The organism is Methyloglobulus sp., from assembly GCF_964779595.1.
This window is the reverse complement of record NZ_CBAROL010000034.1, coordinates 1-26371: the sequence shown is the minus strand read 5'-3', so window position 1 is coordinate 26371 and position 26371 is coordinate 1. Positions and strand designations below refer to the sequence as shown.

Here is a 26371-nt window from a genome sequence, read left to right as displayed (position 1 = left end):
GGGATGGACACCTCCCACCTATCGGCATCGACGACCGTACGGCGGTTGAATTGTAGGGTGGTTCCGCTTTAGCGAACCACCGCAAACGAAGCCTATCATGCTGGCTTCCACGCCGACATTTCCGAACATTGGGTTTGTTGGGCGGCATGCCTGGAAATTTTACATTGTTTGGCATTGGCGGATTGTCGCTTTGCTCCGAATCCACCCTACCCATGCTATTATTCTCGTTGATATTTATGTTGATACGGGAATTTTTATGCCAAATTACCGACGTAATTTTGTGGCTGGCGGCTGTTATTTTTTTACGGTCAATTTGCTGGAACGGCAACGGACGTTGCTGACTGACCATATTGACCTGTTGCGGGATTCGGTACGGCGGGTGAAACGCTTATACCCTTTCCATATCGATGCCTGGGTGGTGTTGCCGGATCATTTGCATTGTGTGTTGACACTGCCGCCGGACACCGATGATTTTCCGGTGCGGTGGCGGTTGATCAAGTTATTGTTTGCCAAAGGTTTGCCGCGTACGGAACAGCTATCGGCTACGCGGCGCAAACGTTCTGAACGGGGTATTTGGCAGAGGCGCTATTGGGAACATACGATTACCACGGAATTGGATTATGCCAGGCATATTGACTATATCCATGTGAATCCATTGAAACATGGTTATGTCAGCAAAATTCAGGATTGGCCTTATTCGACTTTCCATCGCTATGTGCATGATGGCATCCTGGCGGTGGATTGGTGCGGCGATGTGGGTGATTTGCCGACGGTGTCTGATTAGCCAGTAGCCAGGTAGAGTGGGCAACGCGGTTTTGCCCACCACACTGACGAACCACAACAAAACCATCCAATCCTTCACGGGCTTGGGTGGTTTTTTGCGTTATGCCGCTTGGAAATTGATTGGGTGAGCAAAACCGCGTTGCCCACCAGCACCTTAATTCCTCTTCAAATCTCGATAAAAATTTTCATGTGGGCCAACAGCTTCCAGATAAATGAGATAAACTTCTTCATCCAACGTGTAGCCGAGCAGATACAACTGCCCTGCACTATGAAACTTAAAGACACGAAGCTCCGCCAAATCGCCTCTCTTTCGTACCCCGATTTCAGGATTTTGTCTAACCTCATCGACCGCTGAATCCACGTCGGTGGCGGTATTGTCATGTAGTTTTTTGTATTGCCGTGAAAATCGCCTAGTTTGCAGGACTGTCCACGTCATGAGTGACGGCTGCGAGATACGAAGGGCTTGGACTGCTCACGCGGCTCGGCCATTGAAGCCAACGACTCTGCCACGAAACTGACGGGCAAATCAGGATTGTCGAGTGCAGCCCGACCTACTCGTGCCCAAAACTCGATTTGTCCAGCGATAGAACGATGCTCCAACGCTGCATCTTGCTTGGCTTGATCGTAGAGTTCCTGATTGATCCGTATTGAAGTGCTTGCTGACATTTTGATACCTTCCGCTTAAGTTACTACTTTTGTAGCCATTATATGCCTGTGATTTGCAAAAGGAAACGTGGCAACCTGAACCGTCCGGCTGAAAATAACATAAATGGAGTACAAACCTAGGTTTGCACTCCCCATGTTGAAACTAAATCACAATCTGGCTGTTATAAAATCTCAAGCCGCCTGAACGGGAATGGAAGACGCGGAACGGATAATCTCGTTCTTGTTGTTGAAGTAGATCAAAACTGGCTTATACGTTGCCAACTCTTTTTGATCGAGGATGAAGTAGGAGCAAATAATGACCAAATCGCCTGGGCAAGCCAAACGTGCCGCCGCACCATTGACGGAAATGATGCCTGAGCCGCTTTCTGCACGGATGGCGTAGGTGGTGAAGCGTTCGCCATTGTTGATGTTGTAGATTTGGATTTGCTCGTATTCCCTGATGCCTGCTAAATCAAGGAAGTTGCCGTCAATCGCGCACGAGCCTTCATAACCGAGTTCTGAACGGGTTACGGTGGCTCTGTGCAACTTCGCTTTCAGCATGGTTGTTTGCATAGTTAAACGATTTATTCCTCTTAAGTTAACCGCAAATTATCGCCTATATTCATCATCATATCAAATTATACAATTTGAATATGACGATTATGTCTATCTTGCAAGAGAAAAGCAGATATTGTCAATCAAACGCGACCGTCCTAGCTTTGCTGCTGCCAGCACAAGTAAGTCAACATCTTGCTGTTCGGCCTTTTGCAAATCGGTTTGACGGCAAATATTCAAATAATCCGTTTGAAATCCGGCATTATTTAATGACGTTATGGCTGCCTTTTCTATCTTTTCGTCAATCTTGTTTCCTGATAACACCTCGTCACGCACAGTACACAAGGTTCGGTAGAGTTTCGGGGCAATCTGTATGTGCTCTGGGCTGAGATAGCCATTTCTGGAACTCATCGCCAGACCACTGCTTTCCCTGACGGTTTCCGTAGACCGTATTTCGACAGGAATGTTCAAATCGTTGACCATAGCGCGGATAATCGCCAGTTGCTGATAATCCTTTTGACCAAAAAAAGCTAGGTCAGGTTGCACCATATTAAATAATTTATTGACGACGGTTGCCACGCCGTCAAAATGCCCTGGTCTTGATGCGCCACAATGCAAGGTCGATAAGGTTTTCACGCTGATTACAGTCTTCGCGCCTTCAGCATACATTTCGGCAACACTGGGCAAAAACAGCAAATCTACCTTGGCTGCTTGCAGTTTTTGCTTATCTGCATCCTCGGTACGTGGATAAGCCTCGAAATCTTCACCCACACCGAATTGGGTCGGGTTGACGAAAATGCTGACGACTACCTTATCCGCTGCCTGTTTGGCTTCTTCAACCAGCTTTATATGTCCGGCATGTAAATTACCCATCGTGGGGACGAAAGCAATGCGTTCGCCAGCCAAACGCCAGGTTTTGACGGCATTTCGCAAATCAACAAGGGTATTGGCTACTTGCATGACTGACTAAAAGCTGTGTTCCAAACCAGGAAATTCGGCGTTTTTGACGGCGTGTTGATAGGCTTTGATGGCATCTTCCACGCTATTACAATCTGCCATAAAGTCTTTGGAAAACCGTGGTCGTTTGCTAGTTCCAATATTGAGCATGTCATACAAGACCAGCACTTGCCCGTCGCAGTCAACACCTGCGCCTATGCCAATCACGGGAATAGTGAGTTCCTCGCTGATTTGTTTGGCAAGTGCGGCGGGTACGCATTCCAAAACCAGCAAACTCGCCCCTGTTTGCTGTAATTGTTGGGCATCATCACGCAGTTTTTGGGCGGCTTCGGGTTCTTTCCCTTGCACGCTGTACGCGCCAAGTTGATGTATTGATTGAGGTAATAAGCCTAAATGCCCACAAACGGGAATACCTTGTTCGACCAAAAAACGGACGCAATCAATCTTAGCACCTTCCAGCTTCACCATTTGTGCGCCACCTGTTTGGAGTAATTGTGCGGCGTTTTTGGCAGCCATGTCAGTACTGCCATAGGTCATAAACGGCATATCGGCGATGAGATAAGCCCGCTTCCGTACTCGGCTAACACATTGGGTATGGTAAACCATCTGCTCAATGGTGACAGGAACGGTGGTGCTATGTCCTTGAATTACCATACCCAAGGAGTCACCGACCAGCATTATATCAATGCCGACCTTATCAATAACCGCAGCAAAACCGGCATCGTAAGCAGTCAGGCAGGTGATTTTTTCACCGTTGCGCTTCATTGCGGTGATGTCGTTGATCGACAAGGGTTTATCAACTACTTGATTCATAATTGTTTAATCGTCGCAGCCCTGTGGATGGACAGTTTCTAAGCAAGTCGGATAGTTTACCTTTACCTGAAATAAGCAAATCCGCATCACAATCGGATAAGGGAACTAAAACAAAAGCCCGTTCGGCGATACCTTTGTGCGGCACGGTTAATTCGGGCGTGTCAATTTGCTGATCGCCGTACAGCAACACATCCAAATCCAGCGTTCTCGCGCCCCAGCGTTGGACACCGCGCACCCGCCCGTGTTCCAGCTCAATCGCTTGCAGGGCATGCAATAAATCCAAAGGAGAAAGGCTGGTTGCCACACACATCACCGCATTCACGTAATCAGGCTGATCTTGCGGCCCCATTGGTGTACTTGCGTACAGGCTTGAGAATGCCAGTTCTTGGACATTATCCAGGGCATTAATCGCCAAACGTGCGGATTTAAGTTGGGCAATGGGCGATTCCAGATTGCTACCTAAGCCGATAAAAGCGGTAAGTGTTTGTGGAGAAACGCCATTCATATCAAGCACGAGTACGCTAACAGCCTTATCACTCTGCTGGTTTGGGCTTGTTTTGGCTGGGTCTGCGGTAATTTCTTTTCAAGCCGGTCTTTTTATTCTGACCATTCCGTACTGGCGCAGTCATTTTGCGCTGTTCGTTTTCGTTCGCATTTTGATAGCGCGTCCACCATTCTGCCAGTTCAGGATCAGCACCGCCGGTTTCAGCACGTAACAACAGGAAATCATAACCTGCCCTAAAGCGTGGATGGGTCAACAAGCGGCTCGGTTTTGCTCCGACTCGCGCATTAAACTTGGGCTGTAAGCTACAGACTTCGCGCATTGCCGTCGTAATATGCCGTGGCATTGCCGTTACTTTTATTTGCCTGGAAAGCACTTCATTGGCAGCATCTTGGTACACCATGTATTCATCACCACCTTTTTTTAGCAGCTCCTTAGCAAGCATCTGCACTGGTTCCCACATAAAAGCCGCCAGCAAGAAGTACGCCGTTACGGTTTTACCTTCGGCAATTCTATTATCGGAATTTTGTAATGCTTTGATTAAAAACAGCTTTGGAAAGCCTTCTTCCTCAAACGACAGGCTTTTTTCTGTAGCCGGAAACAGGACTTTAAATAAGCCATATTGCCTAAGTAATTCAAAGGTTTGCAACGCACTACCTGATAAAAATAACTTTAAAACTTCATCATAAAGCCTAGCGGAAGGAATGCTGTCCAATACCGAAGCTGTAGTATGCAATGCTTTTTGGCAATCAGGATGGAGCTTAAAGCCCAATTTGGCAGCAAAACGCACGGCTCTTAGCATTCGCACTGGGTCTTCCCTGAAGCGGGTTTCAGGATCGCCGATTAGCCGCAACATGCCGGCTTTGTGGTCTTCCATGCCGCCCACATAATCGACGACTGTATAATCTTTAATGTTGTAATACAATGCGTTGACGGTGAAGTCCCGCCGCCAAACGTCTTCTTCTATGGTGCCGTAAACATTATCCCTGAGCAAACGCCCTTCTTTATTGAGAATTTGTTTGTCGTTTTGCTTTGCATCTTCACCCCGAAACGTGGCAACTTCTATCACTTCCCTGCCGAAATGCACATGGGCAAGCCGGAATCTTCGACCTATCAAACGGCAATTTCGGAAGACTTTTTTTATTTCATCGGGATCGGCATTGGTTACGACATCAAAATCTTTTGGCTCACGCCCTAACAATAAGTCACGCACACAACCACCGACCAAATAAGCATCAAAGCCTTCTTTTTTTAGTTTGTACAATACTTTCAAGGCATTGTCGCTTATTTGCGTGCGCGATATGCAATGCTCAGAGCGTTGGTACAATCTTACTTTTGATGGCAATGGCGCATCTTTGGGCTTATTCGTGCCAATAATTTTTTTGAAGAAGTTTAAAATAACCTGTTATCCCTGGTGTTGTTATTATTCGCGCTAATCATATCATTTTGATGGCGCTAGACCCAATCAACTAACGGTTTTCTTTTACATAATTCTTTTGAATATAGTAGAATCCACGTACTGATTTTAACAAAGATTGGGTTGTTTATTATGTATCTAAGATTTTTTGTAGCTCTGCATAAAACGATCTTTTATCCACTCTACACTCGCCGCCGATATGAATAACTGGATTGTAATCTGCAAAAAAATTCTCACCGCTTTGGTTGACCAACCTTTTTTAGCCAGCCTGTTTGTAACAGATGTTGCTATTCTTCTGCTCCATAAGCCGCCGTTCTTTTTTTCCTTGATAATGCTGGGTGGATTGATGGCGTTGTGCATGTATTTTGGACAGAAACTGGCGTTGTTTAAGCTGTAATTGTTAAAATCGGTAGCCGTCTGTCCCTCGCCAGACTTTGATTTACATCGTTGATGGGGCTAAACCGGGGCTTTTGCGTGTTCTGGCGGTTGTTGTTTACGATTTCTTGCTGTTAATTGCGGTATTATTTTTAGCAACTGCAATCTTGCTGCCTTTTAATGGTGGCGAAGCTTTTACCAACCATAAGATTTTTTACTCCCTTTATTTATTAGCCGTCAGCTTCTGTTTTTATGGCTGGTTTTGGACGCATGGCGGTCAAACATTGGGCTTAAGGGCTTGGAAAACAAGGGTTTTGAATAGCGATAATAGTGTGATTAGCTGGCAGCAAGCCTTCATACGTTTTGCTGTTGCACTCTTGTCTTGGGGAGCTTTGGGCTTGGGGGTTTTATGGATTGTTATCGATAAAAATCAACGCAGTTGGCATGATATGGCTTCCAAAACTGGGCTTTTCCTCGATACCGTTAACCAGTAGAGTAAGGTTGCACCGCAATTCTATGGCTTTGTCCTTAGCAAGCATTCCATTTTCATTTGCCCAACAGCGGCAACTTGCCCGATATTTTCTGACTGTTATCCTTATCTCAGCCATTACTGATACCCAATGGGTAACTTATCGGTTTTGAATTGCTACCCTCTTTCCACTAGGCGTTTAATTATGAATAACCCGCTATTAGCTAATTCCGTTTTGCCCTTGTTTTCCCAAATAAAACCCGAACACGTTGAACCTGCCATTGACCAACTTTTAGCCGATGCCCGTGCAACAGTTGAACAACACCTTATCGCGACAAAAAACTACACCTGGGAAAACCTCATTGAGCCGCTGGAAAATGCGGACGATAAGCTGGGTAAAGCTTGGTCGCCCGTTAGCCATTTAAACTCAGTGGTAAACAACGATGAACTTCGGGATGCTTATAACGCCTGCTTGCCCAAACTCAGTGCTTATTCGACGGAGATGGGACAAAATGAAGCCTTATTCAACGCGTATCGCTTTATCGCGGAAAGTCCTAAATATTCAACACTTTCACTTGCCCAGCAGAAAATCATCAGCAATGCGCTACGGGATTTCAAGCTGTCCGGCATCGATCTGGATAATGAAAAAAAGCAGCGTTATAAGGAAATTAGCCAAGAGCTTTCCAAACTTGCCAGCAATTACGAGGAAAACATCCTCGATGCGACGAATGGCTGGAGCAAGCTAATTACCGAAGAAGCCGATTTAGCGGGTTTGCCACCTTCTGCACTCGCCCAAGCCAAGCAAACTGCTGAGATTGACCAGCAACAAGGCTGGAAAATTACCTTGCAATTCCCCTCCTACCACGCCGTGATGACTTATGCCGATAACAGGGAATTGCGCCGCGAACTTTATGAAGCCTATTCCACACGCGCATCCGACCAGGGTTCTCATGCTGGGCAATGGGACAACACCGACATCATGGAAAAAATCTTGGCATTACGCCATGAAAAAGCCCAATTATTGGGCTATAAGAACTTTGCCGAACTTTCTTTAGCGACGAAAATGGCGGAAAAAACCGCTGATGTTATTCACTTCTTGGAAGATCTCGCGGAAAAATCCCTGCCGCAAGCACACAAAGATTTGGCGGAATTACGGGCTTTTGCAGATGAACAACATGACATTAAGGATTTGCAATCTTGTGATGCTGGCTATTATTCCGAAAAAATGCGTCAGCATTTTTACCAGTTATCGCAGGAAGAAGTAAAAGCCTATTTTCCTGTAACCCGTGTTTTGCCGGGCTTGTTTGCCATCGTTGAGAAATTATATGGGTTGAATATCACAGAGATTCATTCATTCGACAGTTGGCATCCCGACGTACGTTTCTTCCAGATTCATGACAAGGACAATCAGCTACGTGGTCAGTTTTACCTTGACCTTTATGCCCGTCCCAAAAAACGCGGCGGTGCCTGGATGGATGATTGTGTGGGGCGTAAGAAAACAAATGACTCCATTCAAACACCAGTCGCTTATTTGACCTGCAACTTTACGCCACCTATCGGTGACGATCCTGCACTCCTAACCCACGATGAAGTCACCACCTTATTCCATGAATTCGGTCACGGCCTACAGCACATGCTGACTAAGATCGACTATCTGGGCGTTTCCGGCATCAATGGCGTAGAGTGGGATGCGGTTGAATTGCCTAGCCAATTTATGGAAAACTGGTGTTGGGAAAAAGAATCGCTGCAACTGGTTTCTGGTCATTATCAAACGGGGGAAACCTTGCCTGACAGCTTATTCGACAAAATGATGGCGGCAAAAAATTTCCAGGCCGGTATGGTTATGGTCAGGCAGCTTGAATTCAGCCTGTTCGATTTCAGGATTCACCAAGATTACGATCCGGCATTAGGTGGCAGAATCTATGAAACTTTGGAAATAGTGCGCTCACAAGTTGCCGTTATCCACCCACCCAAATCCAACCGCTTTCCGCACGGTTTCTCACATATTTTTGCCGGTGGTTACGCGGCGGGTTATTACAGCTACAAATGGGCGGAAGTGTTGTCTAGCGACGCGTTTTCCTTGTTTGAGGAAAAAGGTATTTTTAACCAAGAAGCGGGGAATGCGTTCTTATCGAATATCCTGGAAAGCGGCGGCAGCCAGGATGCAATGGAATTGTTCATCAAATTCCGTGGCCGAAAACCCACCATTGACGCACTGCTCAGGCACAACGGCATAGGGTTTGCGGCGTGAAATATAAAGACCTGCGGGATTTTATCGCGCAACTGGAAAAGCAAGGGGAACTTAAGCGGATTACTGCTGAAGTTGATCCTTATCTGGAAATGACTGAAATCTGTGACCGCGTACTTAAACAAGGTGGTCCCGCGTTGCTGTTTGAAAACCCTAAAAACCATAAAATCCCCGTACTTTGCAACCTGTTTGGCACGCCTAAACGGGTCGCAATGGGCATGGGTGCCAATGAAGTCAGTGAATTACGGGAAATCGGCAAACTTCTGGCCTATCTAAAGGAACCCGAACCGCCTAAAGGCATGAGGGATGCGTTTGAAAAAATTCCCGTGTTCAAGCAAGTGCTTAACATGGCACCCAAATTGGTATCCTCCCCTGTTTGCCAGGAAGTTGTACTAGAAGGCGATGAGATTGATTTAAGCCAGTATCCGATTCAAACCTGCTGGCCTGGCGATGCCGCGCCATTAATCACTTGGCCGTTGGTCATCACCCAAGGGCCTAACAAAACCCGGCAGAATCTGGGCATTTACCGCCAGCAAGTCATCGCAAAGAATAAGGTGATTATGCGTTGGCTAACGCACCGGGGCGGCGCACTGGATTTTAGGGAATGGCAACAAGCGTATCCGGACAAACCTTTTCCCATCGCCGTTGCACTGGGTGCTGACCCAGCGACCATCCTTGCTGCGGTTACGCCCGTACCGGACACCTTATCAGAATATGGTTTTGCTGGATTATTACGCGGCAGCAAAACCGAAGTGGCGCAATGCCTGACCAACGACCTGCAAGTGCCAGCCAGCGCTGAAATCGTCCTAGAAGGCTTTATTTATCCCAATGAAATGGCTAAGGAAGGGCCTTTTGGTGACCACACTGGTTATTACAACGAAGTCGATGAATTCCCAGTATTTACCATCGAACGCATTACCCAACGCCACAACCCCATATATCACAGCACGTACACTGGAAGACCGCCAGACGAACCCGCCATCTTGGGCGTTGCCTTAAACGAGGTCTTCGTACCCATCTTGCAAAAGCAATTTCCAGAAATTATCGATTTTTACCTGCCGCCGGAAGGTTGCTCGTATCGTATGGCGGTCATCAGCATGAAGAAACAATACGCAGGTCATGCCAAGCGGGTGATGCTAGGCACTTGGTCTTACCTTCGCCAATTCATGTACACCAAATTCGTCATCGTGGTCGATGAAGATATTAATGTCCGTAACTGGGAAGACGTTATTTGGGCAATAACAACCCGCATGGATCCTGCGCGGGATTTAACGATTTTGGAAAACACACCAATTGATTATCTCGATTTTGCTTCGCCAGTGTCTGGCTTAGGCTCGAAAGTAGGCTTTGATGCGACCAACAAATGGCCTGGGGAAACCAACAGGGAATGGGGTGAACCTATTGCGATGTCAAAAGACGTTATAGATAAGATAGACCGCATTTGGGATACGTTGTATCGTTGAAGTCAACAACCGCGGAGTAACGCCATTTAAACAAAAAAACCCAGCATTAAGCTGGGTTTTGAAATCACGCTAGAAATAAAACGTGATAGTAAATAAAGTTGGCTTGAAGCCTATAACTATTTCCGTCTAAAGTCAGATATCGACTTAGTATTTTCCGAACATCCCGTCACGTCCGCCGCCTTCGGCAGTGCCACCAAATGTAGGTGGTACATCGGGTTTATTCATTTCCACTCTAGCTTCATCAACCAACGATGTCGCTAAAGCAAAATCCCCAGCTTTTGCAGCCTTCTTAGCTTGTTTGATTTTGGTGCTGATACGTTGAAGACGTGGAGAATTACCCTTGTTACCTTGATCTTTTGCAACATCAGATGCCTCAGAAGCAGAAGTAGTAAAAGCAGCTACGTCGTTGGCTTTAGCGGCTTCTAACATCTTATCCGAAATAGCTAAAAGTGCTGTGTAATCTTCATGTAGAGGTGAACCTGCTGCTTGTGCCACGCCAATTGAAAGCAAAGACAGCAACATAGCTGCCAAAATATATCTAAATTTCATGTGTTTCCTCATGTATCTATTTGCCGTAAGACAAATACAAAAAAATGACTGTTCGTTCCTGAAAAAACAAAACCGCCAAGTCACCATAATAATCAAAACAAAAGCTTTGTGTCCCCAAGAACCGAACCGCCCACTCGGGTGACCTTAGAATACCTTTTTTTTAAGCAATAGTCCATTACTTAGCGGTATCACAAAATAAAGAAAGGCAATTTGATTTGAATCAACAAATAAGAAATTTTGATTAATAATGGCAGACACGAGTAGAAACCCGATACCATAACGTTAAGCCATTGTATAAATAGAAAACAATAAATGTCGGTAAAGCGTTACCTTAAAAGTGGTAGCCTTATTTAATTACTGAAGTTCTTCGATATTGTTTTGAAAACTTTTCAAAGACAGATAAATAGACAGCGGCAAAAAGGCTCGAAACGAATTAAAGGAGGGTTATATGAAAAGGCAATCACGTACCAAGAAAGACCAATAATCTGTTTTAAACAAAGGGAAGACGAGTTTTTATAAAAAAACCCAGCACTTAGGCTGGGGTTTTTACTTCGTAACGATAGCTGTGATTAATTGGCTTTCAACTATCCGATTCAACCACAAGCGGCTATTCTCTATTCAGTAGGAACATTGCCGCCCCATTGGGGTGCCGCATTGGTTTTCTTCATTTCCGCGAGGGCTTCTTCAATAAGCGTGGTGGCTTGGGGGAAATCCCCAGCCTTTACTGACTTCTTGGCTTGTTTGATTTTAGTGCTTATCCGTTGTAAGCGGGGAGAATTGCCCTTGTTACCTTGAACTTTTGCCACGTCAGATGCCTCCGTGGCGACAATCGCAAAAGTGGAAGCGTCAGACGCTTTACTCGCTGCTAACATCTTATCGCCAAGTGCTATTAGGGCGGTGTAGTCTTCATTGATTGGCGAACCAGCGGCATAAACCATGCCCGATACGGACAAAGACAATAACAAGACCATCATAATGTGCTTAAAATTCATGTGTTTCCTCGAATATATTTGCTAATCGGCAATCAAGGGACGAGTTGCGAGTTTCAGCCTCAAAAAACGCACCGTCATCCATTGCTTACCTAAAAACGCCATCTGGTCTAAGACCAAACAGGCGTTCATGTGTGTTTAAAATCCTTTTTGCTAACGCTCCACGGTGCAAATATAACCAATATGAATCAAAGCCAGTTTGATCTAAATCAAAAACCCCACATAAAAATCAAGCATCCAGAACCACTGCATCAACTTGACTGACAACACCGCTGGACGCAAGCTCCAGTCCTTGCTTATAAGCTGCGTTGGCTTTATGTTCCTCGCCTTGGGCAGAATGCAAATCACCCAGCAAACGGTAAGCTTGTACGGTGGGATCAATGGCTAAACTTTTAGATAAATAATCTTCAGCTTTTGGATAGTCTTGACACTTAACGCTCAATTTGCCAAGAATTGTCAGCAAGACTCCGTCTTTTTTATGATAGGCCAACAGGGATTCGGCAATGTCCAACTGTTTGTTAACATCGCTAGATTGCAAGTTTCCGAATAACAACAACAAGGTTTCATCCCAATTGATGGTTAAGGTTTCGACCAGTTCACCTTGAATCTCAGCTCCCAAGCCAGCGTTAATCATGCCTGCAAAATAAATCGCTGCAACATCGGGATTCTTTTTGATGTGTGCTGGAATTTCAGTCCATAGCAAGCGCATTTCATCAAGGCTGCCTTGTTTGATGGTTTGCTTCAGCAAGCCACCAAAAGCATCTATTTCCAGCTTTTTTATTTCGGTTTCCATCAACACCTTATTTTTATTTAAGGTGGGTAGCAATTTACGCAAGCCTTGCCAATCACCTAAGCGTTGATAAGTTTGATGCAACAATTTAAGTACGCTGGCGTGGGTCGCATCAATTGAATGGAGTTTTGTCAGCGTTTCCAAGGCCTGCTCAAACTGGTTTGCAGAAAAATGCAGTTCCGCTTGGGTTAAGCCTATTGCCACATCAGAACCTGGTGCTTGTGTTGCTGCTTTCTTGAGATATTCATCCCGTTTGTCGAAAGCACCACGAGATTGCGCCGCTTTGGCGGCAGTTAAATAGTGCAGTAACGGCGCACCACTGTTTGATGCATGTTTAATCAAGACTTTTTCAGCTTGTTCAAACTTTCCTTCCGCCGAGCCAACTAATCCCGCAATCAAGGCTTCTTGCGAACGGTTAAATTTGATATTGCGGCTGCGATTTTTCAATTGCCAGGGCAAGCGGATCAACCAACCCAACCACCTGAAAAACATATAAAGCAGGAAAAAGCCGACAATTAGACTGGCGAGGAACACAATCAACGAGGTTTCCATCGACCAACTGCCTATGCCTATCAGCACATAACCAGGGTTCTCAAACGTGCCTAGCCATTGTTTAAGAAGGAAAACAGTCGCTACCGTAACAATCAGCGCACAAAAGAAAAATAACCCGTTTTTCATTGGACGCTCACTCTGCTTGCTTGGGAGGAGCGGTTTGAGTTGGCTGTCCAGACTCGACAGGTTTTGCTGGTTCTACCGATTTTGTTAGCGATTCTTTAGTCTCCGAAGACGATGTTGGGCTTTGTTTTTGTGTCGGCTCTTCACTTTCCGTAGACAAAGCTTTGTCCGTTTCAATCCTCAGCTTGGTCACATCGCGGAGCATCTTTAGCGACAAACTGATGTCGGGCAACTGGCTACGCAACTTGATAGCCTGTAAGCGCGATACCTCGCTGCTAAAGCTTTTGGCATTATCATTAGCGGTGAAATGCTGGCTAATCTCGGCCTTTATATCCGCTAAGGCCGCTTGATATAAGGCATCATTTTGTTGGACTAACGCCATTTTCGCCATTTCCAGCTTGATCTTAAGTTGTTCGCGGATGAATTCAGCTTGCTCTTGAGTCAATATTTCCTTGATGGGCTTGTCGGAATGTTTGATGGTGACAATGCCTTCCAACTCCTGAATGGCAGAATTGAACAAATCATTGGAGTCTTCGCTGATCGCGCTAGAATTGGTAGCATCCTCTTTAGAACTCAAGGGTTTGCCGGAATAAGGCAGTACTAACGTTAACTTGGCGACTTCACCTATTAAGGTCTGTATCGACGTGTACAACCCCACCACATCGGGTACATTAACACCTTGAATTTGCGAAAGTTCTTTGGCAATCTGTTCACGAATTCTAATAGTACCCGTATCGCCACTTTCACGCAAACGTTGGTCAGCCGCTTCAAGGGCTGCTCGAGTAGTCTTGATGTCACCCACCAAATGCAGTCTTTCATTAGCAACGCTAAGTAAATACTCTGCATCCGCAATTAGCCAATCCCCTCTGGTTTTACCCAGCTGGCGCTGCACTTGCAGCACTTTATCGCCAAGTTCTTTGCGCGTTGCGTCGGTTTTTTGGGTATTTAGGTCAGAAAAACTAGCCAGTGTCTTGTTAAAATGGTCTTCTTTACCCGCAATTTCAGATTGCAGCGCAGCCACTTGCGATTGTATGGCGGTCAGTTGGGCTTGATAATCGTTGATCTGACGAGTCAACTCGTTTTTGACTTGACCGCCCAGCCCTTCTTGCTTATCACTTAGCTGCGTAAAAAAATAAAATCCTACACCTGCCAGCCCTAAAATCAGGAATAACAAGATAATAACAAACAAAAGTCCACCACTTGACCGAGGTGATGGCTTTGGTTTTCCGTCGTTTTTAGTTATGACGGGTTCTTGTTCTGGTTGTTCAGTCAATTCTGCCACTCTAATCCCCGTTTCTTACCGCACCTGTTTTTAACAGACCCTGTTTATCACTACACATACCGCATCAAGAATAGCCGAATCTGAAGGATATTCAGTCACTGCTACTCGCGTAAATCCCATTTCAACAGCTAATCGCTTTATTCTATCGCTAATGACCACCAGCCAAACTGTAGTCAGAGGCTTTGTATAAGCTGTACCAAGCATAGTTATCAAATTCTGCAATGCCTCACAACTGGTGATAACAATGACATCCAGTTTATTCTGTTCAAGCAAACTAACCACCTCGGCATTGTCAACATCGGGTATTATCCGTTGATAAACTTCCCAATAATCGACATTTGCACCTCTGCTGCGAAGTACGTTTGCCAGTTCTTCACGACCACCCAGCCCTCGAACGATTAATATGTTCTGCCCATTAACCTGCTGCAATTCCGGCATTGCCAGTAGTGCGTCGCTATCAAAACCAGCTTTTGGTAGCACGTTAACTTGCAAACCGACTTTTTGCAACGCTTTGGCGGTTGCTTGCCCAATAGCGGCTATTTGCATCGCCTTTAACTGGGCTATTTTGCCACCATTCGCTTTCAGAGCAAAATTTACTGCATTGGCACTAATAAATAGTAGCCAATGCAGATTGGACAATTTAGATAAGGGATTGGTTGCGATGGATAGGTTATCGGGCTGATTATCCGGCTTTGGATTTATCCCAACGACTTCTAGCGTTGGGAAACGCACAGCTATACCGCCCTGCTGCTCGATGAGTTGGCATAAATTTTCTGCCTGGTGGGTGGGGCGAGTAACTAAAACATGCACCCCTTGCAAAGCATTATTCACTGATAAAGTGCCTGTAAAACCTTATCTGCACCTTGTGACAACAAATCTTCTGCGATAGTTTTGCCTATTGTTTCAGCATCTTCCAGCTTGCCGATGTGTTCGCTGCGATAAATTACACTACCATCAGGATTGCCAACCAGACCGCGCATGAATAACTGGTTATCCCGTATTTCTGCAAATCCAGCGATAGGCACTTGGCAACCTCCGCTCAATCGCGCATTCATCGCCCTTTCTGCTCTTACACAAATACCTGTTGCGTTATCGTGCAATTTGCTCAACATATCATTGAGTTCCTTGTCATCAACCCGGCATTCGATGCCAATCGCACCCTGCCCTATCGCTGGCAAACTTAGCTTGGTATCAAGACATTGGGCTATCCGTTCGGCAAAACCCAGCCGTTTCAAACCCGCCGAAGCTAAGATAATGGCATCGTATTCGCCTGCATCCAATTTTGCCAAGCGGGTATTGACGTTGCCCCGCAAGGTCAAGATTTCGGCATTAGGATATAACGCCTTGATTTGGCACTGCCTACGCAAACTGGATGTGCCTATCCTGGCGTTAGGAGGCAAATCCGTTAACGAAGAAAAATTATTGGAAACAAAGGCATCCGTAGGGTCTTCCCTGCTCAATATCGCCCCTAAGTGCAGCCCTTCGGGAAATTCCACAGGCACATCTTTCATGGAATGCACGGCAATATCTGCCGTCCCTTCCAGCATTCCCACCTCAAGTTCTTTTACAAATAGGCCCTTGCCGCCGATTTTAGCCAGCGGCGCATCCAATATTTTGTCACCTTGGGTGGTCATTTTGACCAATTCGGTTTTTATGCCGGGGAAGGTTTGTTCCAATAAAAACGCAACATGTTCGGCTTGCCATAAGGCGAGCGGGCTTTTGCGAGTGGCGATTCGGATGGTTTTATTAATCAAGTGAGAACCTTATTTTTTATCAAGTGTGAAGTGATTACTGGGCATCCCCCAGGTTCTTCTTGAATGAACATTTCAAACGAACCATTCTTTAATTTTCCAACAGCAAGAGTTGATAAGGTATTTTCGTAGTGAACAGTTTTCGCTTCAACAACTAATGTTTCTTCGACATCTGCCTTTATCCCAAAACCAATACGGAATGGATTTATCCAATCACCATTCTCATTCTGTACTTGACATTCAAATGGTGGGATAAATTGAACCCAGAAGTCTGTTTTTTCTTGAGTAGCATGGTCTAACATCGTAGTACGAAGCCCTTGAGTGTTTATTACACAATCCTTAATCTGATTAATTGTGAAAAATTCTTCGGTCGAGTTAATTCTAAACAAATAATTATTAAGAGCATCAAGTCTTATTTCTTTACCTTCCAAATCAATAGCATCAATAAAATGAGAAAACTCAGCGGAAACTACTTTTAAAAAACTATCTTTAATAATTCTTGATAATACTGCCCATTCTTGTTCTATATCACTTCGGGGTGAAATAGTTTTGACAAGATATTTTTCTGCAAGTGAAAGTGCAGGCTTATAAAAACCGTTTGATGACCATAAAACTAAATTTGAAGTTGGCAAAAACTCATGTTTTTTAACTAGTTGTTCAATCCAAGTAGAGTCGGCAGGTTTTTTTCGATCACAGCATTCTATTGATATTAAGACAGGCTCATAGTTACCTATTTTAGGTTTGTATCTAAGAACTATATCGACTTCCCTTTCTTCCCCATTGAGGCTATGAACAAGCATTTCTGATTCATTCACTTCCCAAGTTTCATCCACCAATCTTTCATGGAGCAATTTAACTAACCTCTGAAAAGTATTGGTTCTTTTAGGCATGATTTTTCTGAAAGCTAACCTGTAGATAATTCATTTTTGTCGCTAAACATTACCTTCGTGGATTTTTTTAATCTATCATTAACAGCTTGCCACTCCTCCGTTTGCGGTGGTTGTTCTACCAAAATGATGTCAATATCATCATTATCCAACGCTCGTAAGCTACTGTACAAGTTGTGAGCATAATCACTACCACTCTTTGGCATAATTAATACCTGAACACCGTATTGTTGACTAATATTTTTGCTATAAGCTAAAACTCCAATTTTATATTTTTTCTGAATAGTGTTTTCTTGCAGTTTTTTTTGTAGCTGTACTGTGGTGCAAAGCATGGTTTGAGTTTCCGGCGCATAATGCACTTCCATCAAGCCCGGCGCATGGATTTGTTCATTATTTTCAGGTAACTCCAGCTTCACTTGCAGAAACTGTTCAATATCAGATTTACTAATTTGCCCTGGTCGCAGCAATCTTGGGCGCTCACCGCTTAAGTCCACAATCGTTGATTCCAAGCCAACCTGACACGCACCACCGTCCAGAATCATATCGACCTTATCACCGAGTTCTTCTTCGACATGACTGGCTTGGGTAGGGCTGATCCGGCAGAATCGGTTTGCGGACGGTGCGGCAATGCCGCTGCCAAATGCCTGCAATACACTTAAAGCAACCGGATGATTAGGTACGCGCAAAGCAACTGTGTTTTGTCCACCAGTGACTTCCATCGGCACGTCAGGGTGTTTTTTTAGCACGATGGTCAGCGGTCCAGGCCAGAAATGTTTAGCTAATTTCCAGGCAATCTCAGGGATTTCAATCGCCCAATCTTCAAACGTAGCTACATCTGGGATATGGACAATCAAGGGATGATCGACAGGACGGCCTTTGGCTGCAAAAATACGTTTAACGGCTTCTGGATTTTTGGCATCCGCACCTAATCCGTAGACGGTTTCGGTAGGAAAAGCGACGAGGCGGCCTTGCCGTAATAAATCGGCTGCTTTGAGGATTGCCGCTTCATCGGCGATAACAGGATTCATTTTACTGAGGATAATTAAGCTAGCGGCTCGATTTCAATCAACACTTCATCAGGATTTGCAGGTTCACCCTTGACGACATGCACGGCTTTCACCATACCGGCAATAGGTGCGGTAATCTCGGTTTCCATTTTCATGGCCTCAGTTACCATAACTGCCTGACCTGCCACCACCGACTGCCCAATCTTAACCAACACTTCAAGTACGTTGCAGGGCATACTGACGACCACATCGCCCTGTGCGGTCGGCTTGCGGCGTTTGCTGGCGATAGTGCTTTTGACCGCGCCTTGTGTGCCGCCGTCAAGCACGATTTCATCCAGCGTTTCGACCACGATTTCTTCCGGCACACCATCGACCATGAAGTAGAAATGTCGAAGCATCTGGTTTTTAGGCCCCGCCCCAGTCACTTTGACATGATACGATTCGCCATGTAACGCGACGTTAAACTCGGTTGGGGCTTTTTTTAGATTATCGTCCACCCTTGATTCAATAAGCAAAGGTTCAGCCACCAAATGACCGCTAGCGCGTTGCTCCAGAAATAACTTACCCACTTCTGGAAACATGGCATAACTCAGGACATCTTCATCGTTTTGCGCCAGACTGCCAATTTCGCCACGAAGACGGTCGAATTCGGGTTTTAGCAAATCCGCAGGACGGCAGTCCATCACATCTTCATCACCGATTGCTTTCTTTTGTAAGTCTTCATTAACGGCTGCTGGCGCTTTGCCATAACCCCCTTGCAGGTAACGTTTTACCTCGTTAGTAATGGTTTCGTAGCGTTTGCCCGTCAACACATTGAGTACAGCTTGGGTACCGACAATCTGTGAAGTCGGCGTAACTAAAGGTGGATAACCTAAATCTTTGCGGACTTCGGGAATTTCCTTATAGACTTCGCCCATCTTGTCCAAGGCATTGCGCTCTCGTAGTTGATTGGCTAGGTTAGAAATCATGCCGCCAGGCACCTGAAAAAGATGGACTTGCGTGTCTATGCCAGTAAACTCGCTTTCAAAACGGTGGTATTTTTTTCTAACTTCGGCGAAATATTGGTTAACTTCTTGTAATTTATCCAAATCCAAGCCGCTGTCATAATCCGTTCCTTTTAAGGCTGTGACCATACTTTCAGTTGGCGGATGGCTGGTGCCTCCTGACCAAGACGATAAGGCCGTGTCAATATGCTGGCAACCCGCCTCGATAGCCTTCAACTGGCACATTTCAGCAAGGCCCGATGTCGCATGGGAATGTAAGTGCAAAGGCAAATCGATGGCATCTTTTAGGGCTTTAACCAATTCACTGCTTGCATAGTGGGTAAGCAAACCCGCCATATCCTTGATAGCAATAGAATCACAACCCAGATTCGCCAACGCTTTGCCCAGCGTAACGAAGCACTGCACATCATGAACGGGACTGGTGGTATAGCAAATAGTGCCTTGGGCATGTTTGCCGCTTTCTTTGGTCGCTTCGATAGCTGTCTGCAAATTGCGGACATCGTTCAAAGCATCGAAAATACGGAACACATCCATGCCATTTTCTGCCGCCTTATGGATAAAAGCGCGCACTACATCATCGGAATAATGCCGGTAGCCCAGCAGATTTTGTCCACGCACCAGCATTTGCAAGCGAGTTTTTGGTAAAGCCGCCTTAAGTTTGCTTAAGCGTTCCCACGGGTCTTCCTTCAAAAACCGCAAACACGCATCAAACGTCGCCCCGCCCCAGCACTCCAGCGACCAATAGCCGATGTCGTCCAGCATGGCACAAGCAGGTAACATATCTTCCGTTCGCAAACGGGTTGCAATCAGGGATTGATGGGCATCGCGGAGGATTACGTCGGTGATAAAAACTTTTTTCATTGCCATTTCTTTCTATGAAGTCGAAGTAATTTCATGTCACAGACCCGTATGCGCTGCCATCACAGCGGCAATCACGCTAGCCAATACTTCGGGACGCGGTTTATTGGAGTAATTAATCAATTCGGGATGTTGTTCGATAAAACCCGTATTAAAACTTGCAGCGCGAAACTCAGGATGACGTAATATTTCCAAGTAATAAGGGATAGTGGTCTTGATACCAAACAGACCCATATCCTTTAAGGCACGTTCGCCCCGTTTAATCGTATCTTCCCAGGTAATGGCGCTGACGATGACTTTTGCCAACATTGAATCGTAATACGGCGGGATATCGTAACCCGTATAAATGGCGGTATCAGTACGCACACCTGGGCCACCCGGCGCATAATAACGGGAGATATGACCGAAACTCGGTAAAAAGCCGTTTTGCGGATCTTCGGCGTTGATGCGAAATTGAATGGCATAACCTCGGCGGCTAATGTTTTCCTGCTTGCAACCTAAAGGTAATCCTGCCGCGACCCGAATTTGCTCTTCGACAATATCAACACCAGTAATGGTTTCGGTGATTGTGTGTTCAACCTGCACCCGCGTATTCATTTCCATGAAATAAAAATGGTCATTGTCATCCAGCAAAAATTCAACCGTTCCGGCATTGGTATATTTGACTGCTTTAGCGGCAAGCACCGCCAAACCACCTATGTATTGGCGCTGAGCTTCATCCAATTGCGGAGAAGGCGCGATTTCGATTAGTTTTTGATTACGCCGTTGGATGGAACAATCCCGTTCATACAGGTGGATGGTATTGCCATGATGATCGGCTAAAATCTGCACTTCGATATGGCGCGGATTGACCACGCATTTTTCCAGGAACACATCTGCGCTACCAAAGGCTTTGGTTGCCTCAGAAATAACCCGTTCGTAATTACGCTGTAATTCATCCGCATTATCGCAACGTCGTATACCCCTGCCACCGCCACCTGTTGTCGCTTTCAGCATAATCGGATATCCGATCCTGTCGGCAGCAGTCAACGCTTCTGCAACGTTGGCAAGATTTTCTGTACCCGGCGTAACGGGAATACCGGCTTTAATCATGGCATTCCTGGCTTCGGTCTTATCACCCATGCGCTGGATGACATCCGCTTCTGGGCCGATGAAAATCAAGCCACGCTCCTTGCAAGCCCTTGCAAATTGAGCGTTTTCAGACAGAAATCCATACCCAGGATGTACGGCATCACAACCCGTCGCCGCCGCTAAATCCACCAAGGCATAAATGTTGAGGTAACCCGCCAACGGCTCACTGCCGATGCAATAAGACTCATCCGCCTTTTTGACGTGCAGGGCAAATCGGTCTACCTCCGAATAAATCGCCACCGACCGTATGCCCATTTCTGCACAGGCACGGATAATACGGACGGCGATTTCACCGCGATTGGCGATTAGGATTTTACGTAGCATAAGCTTCTATGTAATTAAGCAAGCTTGTATTCTATCAAAATCTGGGCTAATGATTAGCTACCATTACTAAATAGTGGGTTTTAAAACTTGATACCAATGCTAATAGATCGAGCGATTTTATTCATTCTCCCTAAGGTGCTAAGATGAGAAGTCATTTTATTCTGCATTTCCACTGCCATTGCATCTGACGGGATACTATTGGGACTTAATTCAGTTTGCTTTATAATCACTTACCAAGCCTCCCCAACAGAAAAGAGCAGGAACTGATTACGTTTTAGCACGTTCCATGCAATTCCTACACCACCAAACGGTTTCACACATCAGGTTAAACAATGACATCAACCCCATCCCCCATCCAAGATTACGCCCTACTCAGCGATGAGGAATGCGATACCAAAATAATCGCTGCTAAAGCCAAGTTGGGTAAGCGTTGCGTTATCTTAGGGCATCATTACCAACGCGACGAGGTGTTTAAACATGCCGATTATGTCGGTGACTCGTTGAAATTATCGCGCGACGCCGCCGCCGCTGAGGCCGAATATATCGTGTTTTGTGGCGTACATTTCATGGCGGAAGTGTCCAACATCCTGACCCGTCCCGAACAAGTCACCATCCTGCCTGATTTGGCGGCAGGTTGTTCAATGGCAGACATGGCAAACCTTATCAAGGTCAAGAAATGCTGGGAAGAATTAAGGCAGGTGATCGATGTCGATAACGAAGTCACCCCCGTGACTTACATCAACTCCGCCGCCGACCTGAAAGCCTTTTGCGGCGAGCATGAAGGCATCGTCTGCACCTCGTCCAACGCGCAAAAAATCCTGGAATGGAGTTTTGGCAACCGCCCGAAAGTCTTGTTCTTCCCCGACCAACACTTAGGCCGCAACACCGGCTACCGGATGGGCATCCCGCTGGAGCAGTTGTGCATGTGGGATTTCAACAAGCCGATGGGTGGCTTGACGGAAGAGCAGATCAAGAAGGCTAAAATCTTTTTGTGGGGCGGCTTTTGCTCGGTACACCAAATGTTCAAGCCGGAACAGATCGACAACTTCCTGGCAAAATACCCAGAAACTAAGGTCATCGCCCACCCCGAAGCACCGTTCGAGGTCTGCCAGAAAGCCGAATACATCGGCTCCACCACAACCATCTTACGCACCATCCGCGAAGCCGAACCCAACACCCGCTGGCTGGTGGCGACTGAACTTAACCTCGTCAACCGCCTGCACGAAGAATGCAAAAAAGACGGCAAAAACGTCCACTTCATGTCGCCCACCTTGTGCATGTGCTCCACCATGTTCCGCACCGACCCGCAGCATTTAGCCTGGGTGATGGATAATCTTGCTAATGGTCATGTGATTAACCAGATTGTCGTGCCGCCGGATGAGGCGAGGTTAGCTAAGAAGGCGCTGGATAATATGTTGGCGATACATTAAGGGCATAAATATGGGTATATCCTATAGGTCTATCATATTTATTTTTTCTAAAAATTTGGATAACCTTTTGACGCAATGTTTTACATCATTTAGGATGTCTAAGTTACAGTTGGGCATATCTTCACGCTCCTATGCCCTGCGTTTCCTTAACTCGGAGCGGTGGAGAATCAAAGATGGATCAAAAACTTTTTACGGCAACTCTCTTGTTGTTGCTTTCCGGCTGTGCGACAACAGCAAATAATACCCCTTCCTCTAATCCTTCTGCTGAAAGTAGTGGCAAAGCCGAGAAAAAAATATCAATGGCTATTGGTCGTGAAATTGGCAACTTTAAAATTACTAATTCGCAGGCAACAGAAGCACCGACAGGTTATAACGGAATGCAGTACACCGTTAAAACTGATGATGGTTCCACTTTTAAATGCGAAATTTTAGAACCATCCGGATTAGGTCAAGTTGCGACTTGGGGCATGGCAAGTGGGGCAGATGCTATGTGTACGGATTTTACAAGGGGATCAAGTAATATAGGAAAAACGAACAATGCAAGCTGCAATGCATTACTGCGTGCTGCGGGCAAATGCTAAAGTAATGCCCAATCAACCCATCGGTCAACCGGACAGCCCAAAGCTGCGCTTTGGATGCCGGTTACCTCAAATGTTAGACATCACATGGATGAAGCTTCGCCTCCGCACGTCCCTATAACCCAGTCTACTTGATCAGAGATTGACTCCTTTGGTAAGGAGTCGATAGGTTGGGGAAAAGGTTAATCGAGCCGTCGTTGCGATAAGCAATAGCGTAAGTACGTCTATTAAAGATCATGAAATACATGGTGCTTAAGCGATGTTGAAAACGTGAATTAAAAGGAGAAATACTACAATGAAAATGCACGCTTCTTTACTCAATCTGTTAGGTTTGTTTTTTTGCTGGTCAATAACAACCAACGCCGCTTACGTTTGCCCAAACGGACCTAGGCCTGGTGAAGTGCAGGTTGGCACACAGGGCGGCTCAGGTGGCATTGCCGTTATTCCAATGTGTGATTCAGACGGCTCAGCCGATGATGGGGGTAACTCTAATGATGATGAGGGAGGTGGATATGGTAGAGCATACCCAGCACCATCAGCCCCACGGGTAAAAGGCCACGCTGAAAATGTTTGGGGTGCGCTGGTGTGGGATCCAAAAATGCTGATTGCAAACTATAAAGAAAGTAAAAATATAGGCATCGCGATGGGGCAAAAAACCAAACAAGCAGCGATAGATCAAGCTATGAGCGAATGTGAAAATGACGGCGGTAAACACTGCCAGGTGCAAGCGACTATTTCAGGGGCTTGCCTAGCTATAGCTGGCGCAAAAAAGCAATTGGTGTGGGAAACGCAAAAATTTATAAATGAGGATGCAAATGCTACGGCAGACCTTGCCAGCAAAAAAGCATTGGCAAAATGCAATGAAAAAGGCTACCAAAATTGTGAGGTTTTTTATATTGACTGCTCTATTTACAAGTGGGTATGGGATTGAGTTTTAGTAGCATTCCTCCGATTACGCTATCGCTAATCGGAGCTACACCGTAGAATTGGCTCGTGTCCGTTTAACCCGTAACGTACGTTAATGTAGGATGCGGTGAGGTACGAACCGCATCGTTCGTGTTCGCTATAGATGCGGTTTACTGTGTTCACCAGACCCACACGTTGCTAGTACCTCCTAGAAGTGTGCATTCCATGCACCAAAAGCGGTAAATCATGTATTACCTAACTTGGTCTTCACTCAAACACCATGCTTTTTGTGCGTAAAACGCACCCAACCTCCAAACGGAAGATAAAACCCTAAAATAAACGGAATTTACTTGGTAATGGATAGTCTTAACCGTTAGAATACCAACCAAGGGGGCGACATGGCTTCGACGTGGGTAGCAAAACCTTGAGTGCATGCCGAGGACTGTACACCTCGTAAATAATACAGAAAAAAAGTATTCGCAAATGACGAAAACTACTCGGTGGCTTTAGCAGCTTAAACCCTGCACCACCTCTCTGACTGGCGGTGCTTATGCAACCAGAGTTTGATGCAGCCTTCGGGGTGCAAAGGACGCTCAGGGATCATCTTACATAAGATCGCGCCAGGGCTTTGTTCGGAGCCTAAAGTGCTAAACCCAATCGAAATCGCTGGTGGTTTTCTTGGCCCGACGGGTAGTCATCAGCTAAATCAAAGCGCGGGATAAGCATGTAGACCTTGTGGCGGAGTGCTTGCGGACGGGGGTTCAATTCCCCCCGCCTCCACCAATTAATGATTTAAAGATGTTCAACGAAGTACACGAAACCCGCATGTTACAAGGCATAGCGGGTTTTTTATTGTCCAACGAGGTGCGTTAGGATGTATTGACATCCATGTTTTCTGGGGGTATAAAACGGGGGTACTTTCATTTTCACATAAGACGATACCCCCAAATGCTTACCGATACCGCATGTAAGAACGCCCACAGGGGCGACAAAGCCGCTTTAGGCAAGGCTTTCAAGTTGGCAGATGATAAAGGCTTGTACCTTCACGTTAAGCCAGGAATCAAAGGTTGGTCAAAGTATTGGCGGCTTAAATATCGCATTGGGGGTACTGAAAAACTACTAGCCCTTGGAAAGTACCCCGATGTAACCCTAGACCAAGCACGGCAACGGCGGGAAGAAGCCAGGAAGCAACTAGCCGATGGCATAGACCCAGGCGAAAACAAAAAAGCCGTTAAAGCGTCTAGGTTAGCATTGGCTGAAAACAGCTTTGAAATAATCGCCCGTGAATGGGGGCAAAAGAATATTAACGATTGGGACGACAAGAACAACCGCTCAAAACGAATGCTGGAACGTAACATCTTTCCCTGGCTGGGCAGTAAGCCGATTACAAATATTAAGCCAATGGACGTTCTGGCATGTTTAAGGCGCATTGAAGAACGCGGTACAATCGAGACTGCACACAGGGTAAAGCAGGTAACGGGGCAGGTTTTCCGCTATGCCGTATCTACAGGGCGGGTTGAGCGTGACATTACCAGAGACCTAGACGGGGCATTACCGAAAACTAAGGGCGGTAACTTCGCTTCGATGACAGACCCGAAGCAAGTTGCCCCGCTCTTTCGCGCAATCGACGGCTACACAGGCTCTTACATCGTTAAATCAGCCTTGCAGCTTGCCCCTTTGGTTTTTGTCCGTCCAGGTGAATTAAGACATGCTGAATGGCAACACATAGACCTTGAAGCTAAGGAATGGCGCTATCTGGTCACTAAGACCGATACGCAGCACATCGTACCATTATCAACCCAAGCCATAGCGATATTGCACGAAATACAGCCGCTAACAGGGCATGGGCGTTATGTGTTCCCGTCTGCCAGGACACCCAACGGCTCACGGGCAATGTCAGACGTGGCGTTATTGGCGGCACTTAGGCGCATGGGTTTTGATAAAACCGAAATGACGGTACACGGCTTTAGGGCAATGGCGCGT

The 26371-nt window shown here is 46.0% G+C and carries 27 protein-coding genes and 1 other RNA gene; 11 read left to right on the top strand and 17 right to left on the bottom strand.

Annotated elements, in window-relative coordinates; all coding sequences use genetic code 11:
- Nucleotides 1-256 precede the first annotated feature (256 nt).
- Nucleotides 257-784 (top strand): REP-associated tyrosine transposase, encoded by a 528-nt coding sequence (locus tag AC1YY3_RS10815; protein WP_481823294.1) that lies wholly within the window; start codon nucleotides 257-259, stop codon nucleotides 782-784.
- A 153-nt stretch (nucleotides 785-937) separates the two neighbouring features.
- Here AC1YY3_RS10815 and AC1YY3_RS10810 read toward each other — a convergent pair whose 3' ends face one another.
- The 7 genes from AC1YY3_RS10810 to pcnB form a co-directional block, all read right to left on the bottom strand.
- Nucleotides 938-1219, bottom strand: coding sequence for a type II toxin-antitoxin system RelE/ParE family toxin (locus AC1YY3_RS10810; protein ID WP_481823290.1), 282 nt, complete (start codon nucleotides 1217-1219; stop codon nucleotides 938-940).
- On the bottom strand, nucleotides 1216-1449 hold the full coding sequence (locus tag AC1YY3_RS10805; protein WP_481823289.1) for a ParD-like family protein: 234 nt from the start codon (nucleotides 1447-1449) through the stop codon (nucleotides 1216-1218). Before AC1YY3_RS10805 ends, AC1YY3_RS10810 begins: the two co-directional genes overlap by 4 nt.
- Before the next feature lie 171 nt (nucleotides 1450-1620).
- Nucleotides 1621-2001, bottom strand: coding sequence for an aspartate 1-decarboxylase (panD, locus tag AC1YY3_RS10800; protein WP_481823288.1), 381 nt, complete (start codon nucleotides 1999-2001; stop codon nucleotides 1621-1623).
- 93 nt (nucleotides 2002-2094) lie between these two features.
- Complete coding sequence (gene panC, locus AC1YY3_RS10795; RefSeq protein WP_481823287.1) at nucleotides 2095-2943, bottom strand: pantoate--beta-alanine ligase; 849 nt, start codon at nucleotides 2941-2943, stop codon at nucleotides 2095-2097.
- Nucleotides 2944-2949: 6 nt separating this feature from the next.
- The gene (gene panB, locus AC1YY3_RS10790; protein ID WP_481823286.1) at nucleotides 2950-3753 is read right to left on the bottom strand and encodes a 3-methyl-2-oxobutanoate hydroxymethyltransferase; all 804 of its coding nucleotides are present in this window, start codon (nucleotides 3751-3753) and stop codon (nucleotides 2950-2952) included.
- Nucleotides 3737-4258: a 2-amino-4-hydroxy-6-hydroxymethyldihydropteridine diphosphokinase gene (gene folK / locus AC1YY3_RS10785; protein ID WP_481823293.1), complete on the bottom strand. Its 522-nt coding sequence runs from the start codon at nucleotides 4256-4258 to the stop codon at nucleotides 3737-3739. Before folK ends, panB begins: the two co-directional genes overlap by 17 nt.
- Nucleotides 4259-4286: 28 nt before the next feature.
- Entirely contained in the window at nucleotides 4287-5633 is a 1347-nt protein-coding gene (gene pcnB, locus AC1YY3_RS10780) for a polynucleotide adenylyltransferase PcnB (protein ID WP_481823292.1), read from the bottom strand.
- Nucleotides 5634-5871: 238 nt separating this feature from the next.
- Between pcnB and AC1YY3_RS10775 the strand changes: the two genes are divergently transcribed.
- From AC1YY3_RS10775 to ubiD, 5 genes are read left to right on the top strand one after another with little or no spacing between them, the layout of a single operon-like run.
- Nucleotides 5872-6069 carry a hypothetical protein gene (locus AC1YY3_RS10775; RefSeq protein ID WP_481823285.1) on the top strand — a complete coding sequence of 66 codons (198 nt, stop codon included), beginning with the start codon at nucleotides 5872-5874 and terminating at the stop codon, nucleotides 6067-6069.
- Between the two features lie 37 nt (nucleotides 6070-6106).
- On the top strand, nucleotides 6107-6541 hold the full coding sequence (locus tag AC1YY3_RS10770; RefSeq protein ID WP_481823284.1) for an RDD family protein: 435 nt from the start codon (nucleotides 6107-6109) through the stop codon (nucleotides 6539-6541).
- Nucleotides 6542-6563: 22 nt separating this feature from the next.
- Nucleotides 6564-6689: a hypothetical protein gene (locus AC1YY3_RS10765; RefSeq protein WP_481823283.1), complete on the top strand. Its 126-nt coding sequence runs from the start codon at nucleotides 6564-6566 to the stop codon at nucleotides 6687-6689.
- Nucleotides 6690-6721: 32 nt separating this feature from the next.
- The gene (gene prlC, locus AC1YY3_RS10760; RefSeq protein WP_481823282.1) at nucleotides 6722-8767 is read left to right on the top strand and encodes an oligopeptidase A; all 2046 of its coding nucleotides are present in this window, start codon (nucleotides 6722-6724) and stop codon (nucleotides 8765-8767) included.
- Nucleotides 8764-10227: a 4-hydroxy-3-polyprenylbenzoate decarboxylase gene (gene ubiD, locus AC1YY3_RS10755; protein ID WP_481823281.1), complete on the top strand. Its 1464-nt coding sequence runs from the start codon at nucleotides 8764-8766 to the stop codon at nucleotides 10225-10227. Before prlC ends, ubiD begins: the two co-directional genes overlap by 4 nt.
- Nucleotides 10228-10371: 144 nt before the next feature.
- Here the strand turns inward: ubiD and AC1YY3_RS10750 are convergent, their stop codons facing one another.
- The 10 genes from AC1YY3_RS10750 to AC1YY3_RS10705 form a co-directional block, all read right to left on the bottom strand.
- A complete protein-coding gene (locus AC1YY3_RS10750) occupies nucleotides 10372-10776 on the bottom strand; it encodes a hypothetical protein (RefSeq protein WP_481823280.1) in 405 nt (134 codons plus the stop codon).
- Between the two features lie 614 nt (nucleotides 10777-11390).
- A complete protein-coding gene (locus AC1YY3_RS10745) occupies nucleotides 11391-11768 on the bottom strand; it encodes a hypothetical protein (protein WP_481823279.1) in 378 nt (125 codons plus the stop codon).
- Between the two features lie 226 nt (nucleotides 11769-11994).
- Nucleotides 11995-13233, bottom strand: a complete 1239-nt coding sequence (locus AC1YY3_RS10740) for a heme biosynthesis HemY N-terminal domain-containing protein (RefSeq protein WP_481823278.1) — start codon at nucleotides 13231-13233, stop codon at nucleotides 11995-11997.
- 7 nt (nucleotides 13234-13240) lie between these two features.
- Nucleotides 13241-14512: a uroporphyrinogen-III C-methyltransferase gene (locus tag AC1YY3_RS10735; RefSeq protein ID WP_481823277.1), complete on the bottom strand. Its 1272-nt coding sequence runs from the start codon at nucleotides 14510-14512 to the stop codon at nucleotides 13241-13243.
- Nucleotides 14513-14542: 30 nt separating this feature from the next.
- Nucleotides 14543-15343, bottom strand: a complete 801-nt coding sequence (locus tag AC1YY3_RS10730; RefSeq protein WP_481823276.1) for a uroporphyrinogen-III synthase — start codon at nucleotides 15341-15343, stop codon at nucleotides 14543-14545.
- The gene (gene hemC, locus AC1YY3_RS10725; protein WP_481823275.1) at nucleotides 15340-16266 is read right to left on the bottom strand and encodes a hydroxymethylbilane synthase; all 927 of its coding nucleotides are present in this window, start codon (nucleotides 16264-16266) and stop codon (nucleotides 15340-15342) included. The genes AC1YY3_RS10730 and hemC overlap by 4 nt, the downstream gene beginning before the upstream one ends.
- Nucleotides 16263-17153, bottom strand: a complete 891-nt coding sequence (locus AC1YY3_RS10720; RefSeq protein WP_481823274.1) for a hypothetical protein — start codon at nucleotides 17151-17153, stop codon at nucleotides 16263-16265. The genes hemC and AC1YY3_RS10720 overlap by 4 nt, the downstream gene beginning before the upstream one ends.
- A gap of 14 nt (nucleotides 17154-17167) precedes the next feature.
- Nucleotides 17168-18178, bottom strand: a complete 1011-nt coding sequence (locus tag AC1YY3_RS10715; protein ID WP_481823273.1) for an L-threonylcarbamoyladenylate synthase — start codon at nucleotides 18176-18178, stop codon at nucleotides 17168-17170.
- A 14-nt stretch (nucleotides 18179-18192) separates the two neighbouring features.
- Nucleotides 18193-20022: a sodium-extruding oxaloacetate decarboxylase subunit alpha gene (gene oadA / locus AC1YY3_RS10710; RefSeq protein ID WP_482194471.1), complete on the bottom strand. Its 1830-nt coding sequence runs from the start codon at nucleotides 20020-20022 to the stop codon at nucleotides 18193-18195.
- 36 nt (nucleotides 20023-20058) lie between these two features.
- Nucleotides 20059-21474, bottom strand: coding sequence for an acetyl-CoA carboxylase biotin carboxylase subunit (locus AC1YY3_RS10705; protein WP_481823271.1), 1416 nt, complete (start codon nucleotides 21472-21474; stop codon nucleotides 20059-20061).
- Nucleotides 21475-21806: 332 nt separating this feature from the next.
- On the opposite strand from AC1YY3_RS10705, the gene nadA reads away from it, so the two are divergent.
- The 5 genes from nadA to AC1YY3_RS10680 form a co-directional block, all read left to right on the top strand.
- Entirely contained in the window at nucleotides 21807-22904 is a 1098-nt protein-coding gene (gene nadA, locus AC1YY3_RS10700) for a quinolinate synthase NadA (protein ID WP_481823270.1), read from the top strand.
- 173 nt (nucleotides 22905-23077) lie between these two features.
- The gene (locus tag AC1YY3_RS10695) at nucleotides 23078-23485 is read left to right on the top strand and encodes a hypothetical protein (protein WP_482194470.1); all 408 of its coding nucleotides are present in this window, start codon (nucleotides 23078-23080) and stop codon (nucleotides 23483-23485) included.
- Between the two features lie 292 nt (nucleotides 23486-23777).
- Nucleotides 23778-24413, top strand: coding sequence for a DUF4189 domain-containing protein (locus tag AC1YY3_RS10690; protein ID WP_481823268.1), 636 nt, complete (start codon nucleotides 23778-23780; stop codon nucleotides 24411-24413).
- Between the two features lie 364 nt (nucleotides 24414-24777).
- Nucleotides 24778-25171, top strand: a transfer-messenger RNA (tmRNA) gene (gene ssrA / locus AC1YY3_RS10685).
- Nucleotides 25172-25336: 165 nt separating this feature from the next.
- Nucleotides 25337-26371, top strand: a 1035-nt coding sequence (locus tag AC1YY3_RS10680) for a tyrosine-type recombinase/integrase (protein ID WP_482194469.1), incomplete at its 3' end; no start/stop codon positions are given.

Excerpts from the sequence above, each read along its gene's own strand:
- AC1YY3_RS10815 (WP_481823294.1), top strand. The coding sequence starts at position 257 with ATGCCAAATTACCGACGTAATTTTGTGGCTGGCGGCTGTTATTTTTTT.
- AC1YY3_RS10810 (WP_481823290.1), bottom strand. The coding sequence starts at position 1,219 with ATGACGTGGACAGTCCTGCAAACTAGGCGATTTTCACGGCAATACAAA.
- AC1YY3_RS10805 (WP_481823289.1), bottom strand. The coding sequence starts at position 1,449 with ATGTCAGCAAGCACTTCAATACGGATCAATCAGGAACTCTACGATCAA.
- panD (WP_481823288.1), bottom strand. The coding sequence starts at position 2,001 with ATGCAAACAACCATGCTGAAAGCGAAGTTGCACAGAGCCACCGTAACC.
- panC (WP_481823287.1), bottom strand. The coding sequence starts at position 2,943 with ATGCAAGTAGCCAATACCCTTGTTGATTTGCGAAATGCCGTCAAAACC.
- panB (WP_481823286.1), bottom strand. The coding sequence starts at position 3,753 with ATGAATCAAGTAGTTGATAAACCCTTGTCGATCAACGACATCACCGCA.
- folK (WP_481823293.1), bottom strand. The coding sequence starts at position 4,258 with ATGAATGGCGTTTCTCCACAAACACTTACCGCTTTTATCGGCTTAGGT.
- AC1YY3_RS10775 (WP_481823285.1), top strand. The coding sequence starts at position 5,872 with ATGAATAACTGGATTGTAATCTGCAAAAAAATTCTCACCGCTTTGGTT.
- AC1YY3_RS10765 (WP_481823283.1), top strand. The coding sequence starts at position 6,564 with ATGGCTTTGTCCTTAGCAAGCATTCCATTTTCATTTGCCCAACAGCGG.
- prlC (WP_481823282.1), top strand. The coding sequence starts at position 6,722 with ATGAATAACCCGCTATTAGCTAATTCCGTTTTGCCCTTGTTTTCCCAA.
- AC1YY3_RS10750 (WP_481823280.1), bottom strand. The coding sequence starts at position 10,776 with ATGAAATTTAGATATATTTTGGCAGCTATGTTGCTGTCTTTGCTTTCA.
- AC1YY3_RS10745 (WP_481823279.1), bottom strand. The coding sequence starts at position 11,768 with ATGAATTTTAAGCACATTATGATGGTCTTGTTATTGTCTTTGTCCGTA.
- AC1YY3_RS10740 (WP_481823278.1), bottom strand. The coding sequence starts at position 13,233 with ATGAAAAACGGGTTATTTTTCTTTTGTGCGCTGATTGTTACGGTAGCG.
- AC1YY3_RS10720 (WP_481823274.1), bottom strand. The coding sequence starts at position 17,153 with ATGCCTAAAAGAACCAATACTTTTCAGAGGTTAGTTAAATTGCTCCAT.
- AC1YY3_RS10715 (WP_481823273.1), bottom strand. The coding sequence starts at position 18,178 with ATGAATCCTGTTATCGCCGATGAAGCGGCAATCCTCAAAGCAGCCGAT.
- oadA (WP_482194471.1), bottom strand. The coding sequence starts at position 20,022 with ATGAAAAAAGTTTTTATCACCGACGTAATCCTCCGCGATGCCCATCAA.
- AC1YY3_RS10705 (WP_481823271.1), bottom strand. The coding sequence starts at position 21,474 with ATGCTACGTAAAATCCTAATCGCCAATCGCGGTGAAATCGCCGTCCGT.
- nadA (WP_481823270.1), top strand. The coding sequence starts at position 21,807 with ATGACATCAACCCCATCCCCCATCCAAGATTACGCCCTACTCAGCGAT.
- AC1YY3_RS10695 (WP_482194470.1), top strand. The coding sequence starts at position 23,078 with ATGGATCAAAAACTTTTTACGGCAACTCTCTTGTTGTTGCTTTCCGGC.
- AC1YY3_RS10690 (WP_481823268.1), top strand. The coding sequence starts at position 23,778 with ATGAAAATGCACGCTTCTTTACTCAATCTGTTAGGTTTGTTTTTTTGC.